The 12,438-nt window shown below is 48.3% G+C and carries 9 protein-coding genes; 7 read left to right on the forward strand and 2 right to left on the reverse strand.

From position 1 onward, the window contains the following. The first annotated feature begins 26 nt into the window (after window positions 1–26). Together NQ510_RS18385 and NQ510_RS18390 are read left to right on the forward strand one after the other, a co-directional pair. Window positions 27–2,093: an RNA degradosome polyphosphate kinase gene (locus NQ510_RS18385; protein WP_005827051.1), complete on the forward strand. Its 2,067-nt coding sequence runs from the start codon at window positions 27–29 to the stop codon at window positions 2,091–2,093. A 128-nt stretch (window positions 2,094–2,221) separates the two neighbouring features. After that, window positions 2,222–4,474 (forward strand): inorganic phosphate transporter, encoded by a 2,253-nt coding sequence (locus NQ510_RS18390; protein WP_034522753.1) that lies wholly within the window; start codon window positions 2,222–2,224, stop codon window positions 4,472–4,474. A 43-nt stretch (window positions 4,475–4,517) separates the two neighbouring features. Here the strand turns inward: NQ510_RS18390 and NQ510_RS18395 are convergent, their stop codons facing one another. Then, complete coding sequence (locus NQ510_RS18395) at window positions 4,518–5,948, reverse strand: CCA tRNA nucleotidyltransferase (protein WP_005827054.1); 1,431 nt, start codon at window positions 5,946–5,948, stop codon at window positions 4,518–4,520. Window positions 5,949–6,077: 129 nt separating this feature from the next. On the opposite strand from NQ510_RS18395, the gene NQ510_RS18400 reads away from it, so the two are divergent. Further along, the gene (locus NQ510_RS18400; protein WP_005827058.1) at window positions 6,078–6,908 is read left to right on the forward strand and encodes an outer membrane protein assembly factor BamD; all 831 of its coding nucleotides are present in this window, start codon (window positions 6,078–6,080) and stop codon (window positions 6,906–6,908) included. A gap of 68 nt (window positions 6,909–6,976) precedes the next feature. On the opposite strand, the gene NQ510_RS18405 is transcribed toward NQ510_RS18400, so the two are convergent. Beyond that, window positions 6,977–7,378: a response regulator gene (locus NQ510_RS18405; protein WP_005827060.1), complete on the reverse strand. Its 402-nt coding sequence runs from the start codon at window positions 7,376–7,378 to the stop codon at window positions 6,977–6,979. An 86-nt stretch (window positions 7,379–7,464) separates the two neighbouring features. Between NQ510_RS18405 and NQ510_RS18410 the strand changes: the two genes are divergently transcribed. The 4 genes from NQ510_RS18410 to NQ510_RS18425 all read left to right on the forward strand — a co-directional run bounded on the left by NQ510_RS18410 (window position 7,465) and on the right by NQ510_RS18425 (window position 12,372). After that, window positions 7,465–9,099, forward strand: a complete 1,635-nt coding sequence (locus tag NQ510_RS18410; RefSeq protein ID WP_005827062.1) for an ABC-F family ATP-binding cassette domain-containing protein — start codon at window positions 7,465–7,467, stop codon at window positions 9,097–9,099. Between the two features lie 83 nt (window positions 9,100–9,182). Next, a complete protein-coding gene (locus NQ510_RS18415) occupies window positions 9,183–10,559 on the forward strand; it encodes an FAD-dependent oxidoreductase (protein ID WP_005827064.1) in 1,377 nt (458 codons plus the stop codon). Between the two features lie 62 nt (window positions 10,560–10,621). Further along, complete coding sequence (locus NQ510_RS18420) at window positions 10,622–11,032, forward strand: DUF6769 family protein (RefSeq protein ID WP_005827068.1); 411 nt, start codon at window positions 10,622–10,624, stop codon at window positions 11,030–11,032. Between the two features lie 119 nt (window positions 11,033–11,151). Then, window positions 11,152–12,372, forward strand: coding sequence for an efflux RND transporter periplasmic adaptor subunit (locus NQ510_RS18425; protein WP_005827070.1), 1,221 nt, complete (start codon window positions 11,152–11,154; stop codon window positions 12,370–12,372). Window positions 12,373–12,438: the final 66 nt, after the last annotated feature.

Genomic DNA, 12,438 nt, shown 5'->3' on the forward strand with positions numbered 1-12,438 from the left:
ATATGCCACATTAACACCTTAACACCATGGACAACAGATATTTCAAACGTGACATCAGCTGGCTTTCCTTCAACTACCGCGTACTGCTGGAAGCGGAAGACGAGACATTGCCGCTATACGAACGCATCAACTTTATTTCTATATACTCTTCCAATCTGGAAGAATTCTACAAGATACGCGTAGCCGACCATAAGGCCATAGCCACCGGAGCCTCGCAAAGCGATGAAGAGACTATGCAGTCTGCCGCCGAACTGGTAGATGAAATCAACCAAGAAGTCAACCGCCAACTGGAGGAACGTATCCGCATCTACGAACAGAAGATACTGCCCGCCCTGCGGAAACATCACATCATATTTTATCAAAGCCGCAACGTAGAACCGTTTCACCGCGACTTTGTGCGCAGCTTCTTCCGCGAAGAGATATTCCCTTATCTGGCCCCGGTGCCCGTAAGCAAGGACAAGGTGATTTCATTCCTGCGCGACAACCGTCTCTATCTGGCCGTACGGCTTCATCTGAAAGGAGCTCCCGCCAGTTCTCCAAACCGTATCCAGTATTTCGTGATGAAACTGCCGTACAGCAAAGTGCCGCGCTTCATCCAGCTGCCCAAGGTGGGGAAAGACTATTATCTAATGTTCATTGAAGACATCATCAAGGCCAATCTGGATACCATCTTCCCCGGTTATGAAGTGGACAGCAGTTATTGCATCAAGATTTCACGCGATGCGGATATTCTGATAGACGATGCCGCCAATACCTCCGAAATCATCGAGCAGGTGAAGAAGAAGGTAAAGAAACGCAAGATAGGCGCCGTGTGCCGTTTTGTATACGACCGCGCCATGCCCCAGGACTTCCTCGACTTTCTGGTAGATGCCTACCGCATAGACCGCCGGGAGCTGGTGCCGGGAGACAAGCACCTCAACATGGAGGATTTGCGGCATCTGCCTAATCCCAACCAAAGCGTACGTCCCATCAAGAAACCCCAGCCCATGAAGCTGACCTGCCTGGACGAACGCGAATCCATCTTCCGCTATGTGGAGAAGAAGGACCTGCTGCTGCATTATCCCTACCACTCCTTCGACCACTTCATCCATTTTCTATATGAAGCCGTCCACGAACCCACCGTGCGCGAAATCATGGTGACCCAGTATCGCGTGGCAGAGAACTCCACCGTCATCAACACCCTGATAGCCGCCGCACAGAACGGAAAGAAAGTCACCGTCTTTGTGGAACTGAAAGCCCGCTTCGACGAAGAAAACAACCTCGCCACCGCCGAGATGATGAAAGCCGCCGGCATCAACATCATTTTCAGCATACCAGGACTAAAGGTACATGCCAAAGTAGCCCTCGTGCTACGCCGCGATAAGGAAGGGCGCAAACTGACAAGCTACGCCTACATCAGCACCGGCAACTTCAACGAAAAGACCGCCACCCTCTATGCGGACAGCGGACTATTCACCTGCAACCCGGTGATTGTAAACGACCTGCACAACTTGTTCCGTACTCTGCAGGGAAAGGAAAATCCAGTGTTCCACCGCCTGCTTGTGGCCCGCTTCAACCTGATTCCTGAACTGAACCGCCTCATCAATCACGAAATAGAACTGGCTCGGCAAGGCAAGCAAGGACGGATTATCCTAAAAATGAATGCCCTGCAAGACCCTGCCATGATAGACCGCCTCTACGAAGCCTCGCAAGCCGGTGTAGAGATAGACCTCATTGTCCGCGGCATCTGCTGCCTCATCCCCGGGCAGGAGTACAGCCACAACATCCGCGTGACACGCATCGTGGATACCTTTCTGGAACATGCCCGTGTGTGGTACTTCGGCAACGGCGGCGCACCCAAGCTCTTCCTCGGCTCGCCGGACTGGATGCGGCGTAACTTGTACCGCCGTATCGAAGCCGTCACCCCCATTCTGGACCCGGACTTGAAGCAAGAGCTCATCGATATGCTATCCATACAACTGTCGGACAAACGGAAAGCCTGCTTTGTGGACGACCGGTTGCGAAACCGCTGGAAGTCGTCGCGACCGCAAAAGGAGAAGGTACGGTCGCAATATAGCTTTTACGAATACTTGAAACAAGGGATTAAGGATTAGCGATTAACGATAATTATCAATCGTCAATTATCAATCGTCAATCGCTTTGTAACATTTCTGTAACATGTATGACATTTCCCTGCAACACCAAACTCTTTCCTTTGCAGCCGGAAATAAAATACATGTCTATGGAAACAATTTATCTGGGTATCGTCATCTTTCTGTTCGTACTCGCGATTTTCGACCTCGTGGTAGGTGTCAGTAATGATGCGGTCAATTTTCTTCAGTCGGCTGTCGGAGCAAAGGCAGCATCTTTCAAAACCATACTGTTCATTGCAGGCATTGGCGTCTTCATCGGTGCGGCACTCAGCAATGGCATGATGGACATTGCACGACACGGCATCTATCAACCGGAGCACTTCTACTTTGCCGAAATCATGTGCATTCTGCTTGCCGTCATGTTGACGGACGTCGTGCTATTAGATGTCTTCAACACTATGGGAATGCCTACCTCCACCACTGTATCCATGGTGTTCGAACTGTTGGGAGGTACGTTCGCACTGGCGCTCATCAAGGTCTATAACAGCGATACATTGGGACTGGGCGACCTCATCAATACAGACAAGGCACTGTCTGTCATCATGGCCATTTTTGTATCCGTAGCCATTGCCTTCTTCTTCGGTATGCTGGTACAGTGGCTGGCACGTATCGTGTTCACCTTCAACTACAAGAAGAACATGAAATACAGCATCGCGCTGTTCGGTGGTATAGCTGCCACCAGCATCATCTACTTCATGCTGATAAAGGGGCTGAAAGACAGCTCATTCATGACCCCTGAAAACAAGCAATGGATACACGACAATACCGCATTGCTGATAACCGGTTTCTTTGTATTCTTCACCATACTGATGCAGATACTGCATTGGTGCAAGATAAATGTCTTCAAAGTAGTGGTTCTGATGGGTACTTTCGCCCTCGCTCTTGCCTTTGCCGGCAATGACTTGGTGAACTTTATCGGTGTTCCCCTCGCAGGATATTCCTCATTTATTGACTATACAGCCAATGGTACGGCCGCCGGCCCCGACGGATTCCTGATGTCCTCACTCCTCGGTGCAGCCAAAACCCCGTGGTATTTCCTTATCGGTGCAGGCGCCATTATGGTTTATGCACTCTGCACATCCAAGAAAGCCCACAACGTTATCAAGACTTCCGTGGACCTTGCCCGCCAGGATGACGGTGAAGAGAACTTCGGAAGTACCCCGATAGCCCGTACGCTGGTACGCTTCAGCATGACTCTGGCTAACGGAATATCCAAAACGATGCCCGAAAGCAGCAAGCGGTGGATGAACACACGCTTCCAGAAGGATGAAGCCATCATAGCCGACGGCGCCGCTTTTGACTTGGTTCGCGCCTCCGTCAATCTCGTATTGGCTGGTCTGCTCATCGCCTTGGGAACTTCCTTGAAACTTCCCCTTTCCACCACTTACGTCACCTTTATGGTAGCCATGGGTACATCGCTTGCCGACCGTGCCTGGGGACGTGATTCGGCGGTATTCCGCATTACGGGTGTGCTCAGCGTTATCGGCGGTTGGTTCATCACTGCCGGAGCAGCGTTCACCATCTGTTTCTTCGTAGCACTGATTATCCATTTCGGCGGTACGGTTGCCATCCTGGCACTGATTGGTCTGGCAGTCTTCATGCTGATTCGTAGCCAAGTGATGTACAAAAAGCGCAAGGAGAAAGAAAAAGGCAACGAGACCCTGAAACAGTTGATGAAGAGTACGGACAACAATGAAGTCATCGAATTGCTCCGCAAGCATACCCGTGAAGAACTGGTGAAGATTATGGAATTCACAGAAGAGAATTTTGAACGTACCGTCACTTCCTTCCTACACGAGAATCTACGCGGACTGCGTCGTGCCATGGGCTCAGTAAAATTCGAAAAACAACTCATCAAGCAGATGAAGCGTACCGGAACACTTGCCATGTGCCGTCTCGACAACAATACCGTACTGGAAAAAGGACTCTATTACTATCAAGGCAACGACTTTGCCAGCGAACTGGTGTACAGCGTAGGCCGTCTTTGCGAACCTTGCTTAGAGCACATAGACAATAACTTCAATCCGCTGGATGCCATTCAGAAAGGAGAATTTACAGACGTAGCCGAAGACATCTGCTATCTGTTACAAGTATGCCGCCACAAGCTGGAAACGAACAATTATGATGAACTGGAAACAGAGATTCGCAAAGCCAACGACCTCAACGGACAGTTGTCTCACCTGAAACGCGAAGAGCTGCAACGCATCCAAAGCCAGAGCGGCAGCATCAAAGTCAGCATGGTATACCTGACTATGATACAAGAAGCCCAGAACGTAGTGACCTACACCATCAACCTGATGAAAGTAAGCCGCAAGTTCCAAGTAGAAAAAGAAGAGTTATAAGTTATGAGTTATAACGCATGGTACATAACATGCAACTTATAACTCATAACTCCTTAAGCCCCATCTTCTCCGCCCGTTGCAACATAAATGCACGGGCGGCTTCGTATTCATTGGGAATGATGCCGTCCAAAATGGCATCCTTAATGGCACTCTTCAAGGCACCTACCTGCTGGCAAGGAGAAAGGCCGAAAGTCTTCATGATTTCTTCACCACTGACCGGAGGCTGGAAATTACGGATACGGTCGCGTTCCTCCAAATCCTTCAGCTTCTGGCGTACCAACTGAAAATTATTAAGGAAGCGTTTCTTACGCTCCATATTCTTGGAAGTAATGTCGGCTTCGCACAGTGTCATCAGGTCGTCTATATCATCACCTGCCTCAAACAAGAGACGACGCACTGCCGAGTCGGTCACTACATCATCCGCTATCACAATGGGACGCATGTGCAGGCTCACCATTTTCTGCACATATTTCATCTTCTCATTCATAGGGAGCTTCATCTTGCGGAAAATATCGGGTATCATCTTCTCGCCAATGAAATTATGGTTATGGAACGTCCAGCCCGCACGGGGTTCCCAACGCTTGGTGGCAGGCTTGGCTATATCATGCAGAAGAGCTGCCCAGCGTAGCCAAAGGTTGTCGGTCTTCTTGCTGATGTTGTCGAGTACTTCGAGCGTATGGTAGAAATTGTCCTTATGGGCGCGTCCATTGCGCGTCTCCACGCCTTGCAGCCTAACAAGTTCCGGGAATATCAGTTCCAGCAGACCACAGCGGTCCAGCTCAATGAATCCCTTAGACGGAATAGGTGACAAGATGATTTTGTTCAGTTCGTCTGCAATGCGTTCTTTGGAGATGATGGAGATGCGTTCGCGATTACGCTCCAGAGAATCGAATGTCTCATCGTCAATATAGAATCCCAGCTGGGTGGCAAAACGGACACAGCGCATCATGCGCAAAGGGTCATCACTGAAAGTTATATCAGGGTCGAGGGGAGCCCGGATGGTCTTTTCCTTCAAGTCTCCAATACCGCCAAAGGGGTCGACCAACTCGCCATAACGCACCCGGTTCAGGCAAACAGCCAGTGCATTGATGGTAAAATCACGGCGGTTCTGGTCATCCTCCAATGTACCGTCCTCTACAATAGGCTTGCGGGAATCGTGTGTATACGATTCTTTTCTTGCACCCACAAACTCAACTTCCGTACCATAGTACTTCAATTGTGCCGTACCGAAATTCTTGAAGACGGAAACATGCGCCCCACGCCCCAGACGCTTACCCAGCGCCTCGGCCATGGCAATGCCACTGCCTACCACCACCACATCAATATCCTTGGAAGGACGTTGCAGGAAAATATCACGTACATATCCACCGACTACGTAACATTCCAATCCCAATTCATCAGCCGTTTCGGATATCCGCTTGAATATATCATCACTAAAATATTGCTTCAGTTCTTCTGCCGTCAAATCTATCATAAATAATGCGCTAATGTAATGAATACGCAAATGTGTTAATGGTCTATTAGCACATTTGCACATTAAAATGCTGCAAAGATAAAGATATTATTTCTATTTTTGTGGACTCTAACTCCAAGAACAACAAATATGAAAAAAGTAATACTCCTTGCATGCCTATGCTGTACACTCTTCTCTTGCGAAGATGTGGAGAAGAAGGCCGGTGAAAAACTACAAGCTGCCCGCGAAGCGTTTGAACTCGGCAACTACAATGAAGCGAAGATTCTGATTGACAGCATCAAGATGCTCTATCCCAAAGCGTTTGAAACTCGCCGTGCAGGCATCGGCCTGATGCAGGAAGTGGAACTGAAAGAGCAGGAAAAGAGCCTGGTCTATCTGGACAGTATGCTTCAAGCCAAGCAAAAGGATTTCGATGCAATCAAAGGGAAATACACCTTTGAAAAAGATGCCGAATACCAGAATATCGGCAATTACCTTCATCCTTCCCAAGTGATAGAAAAAAATCTGCATCGCTCTTTCCTTCGCTTCCAGGTAGACGAAAACGGAGTCATGAGCATGACTTCCATTTATTGCGGAGCCCATAATATCCACCATGTGGCCGTCAAAGTCACTGCTCCCGATGGTAGCTTTGCCGAAACACCCGCCGCCAAAGACAGCTACGAAACCACTGACCTCGGTGAAAAGATTGAAAAGGCAGACTTCAAACTGGGAGAAGACGGAAACGTCATGGGGTTCCTTTATCTGAACAAGGACAAGAATATCAAAGTCAACTATCAAGGGGAACGTCCCTATTCCATCACCATGACTGCCGCCGACCGCCAGGCCCTTGCCAGCGTCTACGAACTGGCACAACTGCTGTCATCCATGACGGAAATAAAGAAGAATATGGAAGAAGCCAATCTCAAAATCGAATTTGTAAAAAAGAAGATGGAAGAGAGAAAAGACAATGCACAAGAATAAAAAGAAGGAAACCGGATGATATATTCATTACTTAGTCATCCGGTTCCCTTTTTATTATCAGTAAAGCCTTACCAAACCAATTTGGGTAAATAACGGCTCAGACATGTACGCAAAGCAGACAGAGTGATGGGTTTTACCAACACTTCCGAGGCTCCGCACTCCAAGGCTTTTTCGCGGTCGGCAGTAAAGGCGTAAGCGGTCTGCATGATGATGGGAAGTTCCTTATCCTTCTTGCGAATAATCACCGTAGCATCCAGCCCGTTCATAATAGGCATTTTTATATCCATCAGAATAGCTTCCGCCTTGTCGCGATTCTCTTCGAACAAATTTACAATATCCTCACCATTCTTTGCCCATAGTATCTCGCATTTCTTGCCGATAATAGCCTTTATCAGTTTAAAGTTACTATCATCATCTTCCGCAACCAGAATAAGCGGACGGTAATCTCCTGACACTTTTTCTATTTCCATGACCTATGCGTTTTGTTTATATAGGGGCAAAGATATAAAAAATAATAGATTTGCACTATCTTTGCAGCTCATTAAAAAAATATATAATGATTTCTATAGACGGACTGGCCGTAGAATTCGGCGGAACTACTTTATTCAGTGACATATCTTTCGTTATCAACGAAAAAGACCGTATCGCCCTGATGGGTAAAAATGGAGCGGGGAAAAGTACATTGTTGAAAATCCTGGCAGGTGTAAGACAACCTACCCGTGGAAAAATCTCAGCCCCCAAGGACAGTGTCATAGCTTACCTTCCACAGCACCTTATGACGGAAGACGGACGTACCGTATTCCAGGAAGCGGCGCAAGCCTTTGCCCACCTGCATGAAATGGAAGCTGAAATAGAGCGCCTCAACAAGGAACTGGAAACGCGTACCGACTACGAAAGCGACAGCTACATGGAACTTATCGAGAATGTCTCCGCCTTAAGCGAAAAGTTCTATGCCATCGACTCCACCAATTACGAGGAGGATGTGGAAAAAGCACTGCTCGGACTGGGCTTTGTACGCGAAGACTTCAACCGCCAGACCAGTGACTTCAGCGGCGGATGGCGCATGCGCATCGAGCTTGCCAAGCTGTTGCTGCAAAAGCCTGACGTGCTGTTGCTAGACGAGCCTACCAACCATCTGGACATAGAATCCATACAATGGCTGGAAGATTTCCTTATCAGCAATGGAAAGGCTGTCATCGTCATCAGCCACGACCGTAAATTCGTAGACAACATCACCACCCGTACCATTGAAGTGACCATGGGACGGATATACGATTACAAAGTAAACTACTCCAAATACCTGGAACTCCGCAAGGAACGCCGCGAACAGCAACAGAAAGCCTACGACGACCAGCAGAAGTTCATTGCCGAAACCAAGGAATTCATCGAACGGTTCAAAGGCACCTACTCCAAAACCCTGCAAGTGCAAAGCCGCGTAAAAATGCTGGAGAAGCTGGAACTGCTGGAAGTGGATGAAGAAGACACTTCAGCGTTACGCCTCAAATTCCCTCCTTCTCCCCGCTCAGGCAATTATCCCGTCATCATGGAGGGAGTAGGGAAAAGTTACGGTGACCATGTGGTCTTCAAGAATGCCAACCTCACCATAGAACGGGGAGACAAGGTTGCTTTCGTTGGTAAGAACGGGGAAGGAAAGTCAACGTTAGTGAAGTGCATCATGAAGGAAATAGAACATGAAGGCACCCTCACGATAGGACACAACGTGCAGATTGGATATTTCGCACAAAACCAGGCCTCATTGTTGGATGAGAACCTGACCGTATTCCAGACCATCGACGATGTGGCAAAAGGGGAAATCCGCAACAAGATACGCGACCTGCTGGGTGCCTTCATGTTCGGTGGCCCCGAAGAGTCCATGAAGAAGGTCAAGGTGCTTTCCGGTGGAGAGCGCACGCGCCTCGCCATGATAAAGCTTTTGCTCGAACCGGTGAATCTGCTGATACTGGACGAACCGACCAACCATCTGGACATGAAAACCAAAGATATCCTGAAGCAAGCGTTACTGGATTTTGACGGTACCCTTATCCTCGTCAGCCACGACCGTGACTTCCTGGACGGACTGGTAAGCAAGGTATATGAATTCGGCAACAAACAAGTGAAAGAGCACTTGAGCGGCATCTACGAATTCCTTGAAAAGAAGAAAATGGACTCCCTCCGCGAACTGGAACGATAAGCATCTGCTAAACCCGGCGTCCGAACAAATGGCCGATACATATTGTTTTCATTTTACTAAACACTTAACTAAGAGATATTAAAATGAAACAATATGATGCCATCATAATAGGATTCGGCAAGGGCGGCAAGTTATTGGCCGCCGAACTGGCCGAACGGAATTGGAAAGTAGCCATCGTGGAACGTTCCCCTCAGATGTACGGAGGAACATGTGTAAACGTAGGATGTATCCCTACCAAAACTCTGATTCACGAATCGGAATATGCGGAAAAAAGATACTATGACGATTATAAGAACCAGTCCAAACTGTATGCACTTGCCGTGGCGCGGAAAGACAAGCTTGTATCCTTCCTGCGTGAGAAAAATTATGAAAATGTAAAAAACGAGCCTAATATAACCCTCTATGACGGAACTGCTTCTTTCTTGTCCGAAAATACAATCCGTATAGTCTCCGGCAAGGACGAAACGATTCTTGAGGGAAAAGAGATATTCATCAACACCGGGTCCACCCCTATCCTGCCTGCCATCGACGGACTCAAGGAGAGCAAGTACGTATATACCAGTGAGACCTTGCTGCAATCGAACAAACTGCCCGCACACCTGCTCGTCATCGGCGGCGGTGCTGTCGGATTGGAGTTTGCCACTATGTATGCAGGCTTTGGAAGCCATGTCACACTGCTGGAAGCGGGAAACCGCTTTCTGCCTAAAGTGGACCGCGACATTGCCGCCTCCATGCTGGAAGCATTGAACCGAAAGCGTATCAATGTCCGGTTGAACGCCCGTGTCCAATCCGTGTACGACACAGCCGAAGGAATAACTCTGACCTATACGGACAGTGCAAACGGCACTCCCTACTACCTGAAAGGAGATGCCTTGCTGGTAGCCATCGGCCGCAAGCCTATGACTGCAGAGCTGAATCTGGAAAAAGCGGGTATACAAACAGACAAGCGGGGAGCCATCGTTGTCGACAACCAATTACGGACTACAGCCCCACACGTATGGGCCCTGGGGGACGTAAAAGGAGACGAACAGTTCGACTACTTGTCCATCGATGATTTCCGTATCATCCGTAATCAACTCTTTGAAAACAAAAAAAGGAGTACAAAAGACCGGTATCCAATCCCCTTTGCCATTTTCACCGACCCACCGCTGGCACATATAGGACTGACGGAAGAGGAAGCGATGAAGAACGGTTATTCCATACATGTGGCACGTATCCCTGCTGCCATGATTCCACGTGCCCGTACGCTACACAGCATAGACGGTATGCTCAAAGCTATTGTAGACATCCATACCGGACGGATTCTGGGTTGTACCCTACTTTGTGCCGATGCACCAGAAGTAATCAATACCGTAGCATCAATCATGAAAACGGGACAGCGTTACCATTTCCTGCGGGACTTCATTTTCACCCACCCCAGCATGAATGAGGGATTGAATATGTTATTCAAACCTTTTTAGCATTTTCTATTTGGTAATTAAGTCCTTAACCTTTATCTTTGCATCCGTCCAAAGATAGAGGAATGAAAAAGAAACAGTACATAACCTATATTCTTTTTTTCATCAGCTTGATAATGCTGGTGATACCCGTCATTCCCCACCATCATCATGCCGACGGAATGATATGCATGAAGAATGATATCACCGCCGATTGCTGCGGACACCGTCATAGCCCGGGCAACGAGCACTGCTGTTGCGACACGGGATGCATGACAACCCACTTTGTACAACAGACGCCCAGCTCTTCCAATGATGTGTGTTCACATCCGGATGCCTTGTGGGCAGTTACCCTACTCATTGAACCTTTTTCCAAGTTACTCATCCTACCCGAGTTTGACATAAGCAGGCAGGAGTGTATCTATCTGGAATCTCTTCATAGCACATTTATCATATGTGCTACGGGACTTCGTGCCCCTCCGTCTCTTCTTGCTTAACTGTTACCGGAACATCACCGGGACAGATTTCTATCCGGCATAAGGAACAATGCAATTTGGTTGCACGCCCTATGCCCTAACTTTGTATTCAAAATCAAAAAGTAAGAACAAATATCATCATGAAAAAAGTTATTTTCATGGGAGTCTTGGGATTATTCCTTTTAGGCTCCTGTAACAGCAAGTCCGGAGACAGCCACGAAGGACATAATCACGAAACAGAAGAGCACAATCATGACGGACATGACCACGAGGGACATGACCACGAACATGAGGAACACAACCATGAGCACGAAGAGCAGGAAAACCATGCCGGAGGAAGCGATGAAATCATCCTGCCACCAGCAAAGGCGCAAGCTGCCGGCGTAGCAGTCAGCACTGTTGAACCGGGTAGTTTCCATCAAGTCATCAAGACCAGCGGCCAGGTGATGGCAGCCCAGGGAGACGAGAGCGTAGCCGTAGCTACAGTAGCAGGCGTGGTTTCCTTCAAGGGAAAAGTTATCGAAGGAATGAGTGTCAGCAAAGGTACTCCTTTGGTGGTATTGTCATCCAAAAACATGGCCGACGGAGACCCGGTGCAGAAAGCCCGGATAGCCTACGAGGTTTCCAAAAAAGAATACGAGCGTATGAAAGCGCTTGTAGGCAACAAAATCGTATCTGAAAAGGAATTCGCGCAAGCCGAACAGATTTACGAAAATGCCCGTATCAGTTACGAGGCAGTCGCAAAGAACCATTCGGCAAGCGGCCAGGCTGTTGTTTCTCCCATCAGCGGTTATGTGAAGAATCTGTTGGTGAAAGAAGGGGACTACGTCAGCGTCGGCCAGCCGTTGGTAAGCGTCACCCAGAACCGCAAGCTTTTCCTGCGTGCGGATGTATCCGAAAAGTACTATCCTTACCTAAACAGCATCGGTTCTGCCAACTTCTGTACTCCTTATAATAATAAGGTATATACATTGAAAGAACTGGGCGGGCGCATGCTTTCTTATGGAAAGGCTTCGGGTGAGAACGGATATTATGTACCCGTAACTTTTGAATTCGACAATAAGGGAGACGTTATTCCCGGCTCGTTTGTAGAAGTATTCCTATTATCCTCACCAATGGAGAACGTGTTGTCTCTTCCTCACAGTGCGCTGACCGAGGAACAAGGCAGCTTCTTTGTCTACCTGCAACTGGATGAAGAGGGCTACAAAAAACAGCTTGTCACCCTGGGTGCCGACAATGGCGAAAGTGTACAAATCCTTTCCGGCATAAAAGCAGGCGATCGCGTCGTAACCCAAGGAGCCTATCAAGTGAAGCTGGCATCGGCAACGAATGCTATTCCGGCACATAGCCATGAACACTAATCTCATGTACAATTTGACAATTTACAAAGTACCATTTCGCTATGCAGTATAAGGGCTACGTGACGA

Origin of the sequence: Bacteroides uniformis, assembly GCF_025147485.1 — a bacterium.
Lineage (GTDB): Bacteria > Bacteroidota > Bacteroidia > Bacteroidales > Bacteroidaceae > Bacteroides > Bacteroides uniformis.

Coding starts and splice junctions, on each gene's coding strand:
- NQ510_RS18410 (WP_005827062.1), top strand. CDS start 7,465: ATGATTTCTATAGACGGACTGGCCGTAGAATTCGGCGGAACTACTTTA.
- NQ510_RS18420 (WP_005827068.1), top strand. CDS start 10,622: ATGAAAAAGAAACAGTACATAACCTATATTCTTTTTTTCATCAGCTTG.
- NQ510_RS18390 (WP_034522753.1), top strand. CDS start 2,222: ATGGAAACAATTTATCTGGGTATCGTCATCTTTCTGTTCGTACTCGCG.
- NQ510_RS18425 (WP_005827070.1), top strand. CDS start 11,152: ATGAAAAAAGTTATTTTCATGGGAGTCTTGGGATTATTCCTTTTAGGC.
- NQ510_RS18395 (WP_005827054.1), bottom strand. CDS start 5,948: ATGATAGATTTGACGGCAGAAGAACTGAAGCAATATTTTAGTGATGAT.
- NQ510_RS18415 (WP_005827064.1), top strand. CDS start 9,183: ATGAAACAATATGATGCCATCATAATAGGATTCGGCAAGGGCGGCAAG.
- NQ510_RS18385 (WP_005827051.1), top strand. CDS start 27: ATGGACAACAGATATTTCAAACGTGACATCAGCTGGCTTTCCTTCAAC.
- NQ510_RS18400 (WP_005827058.1), top strand. CDS start 6,078: ATGAAAAAAGTAATACTCCTTGCATGCCTATGCTGTACACTCTTCTCT.
- NQ510_RS18405 (WP_005827060.1), bottom strand. CDS start 7,378: ATGGAAATAGAAAAAGTGTCAGGAGATTACCGTCCGCTTATTCTGGTT.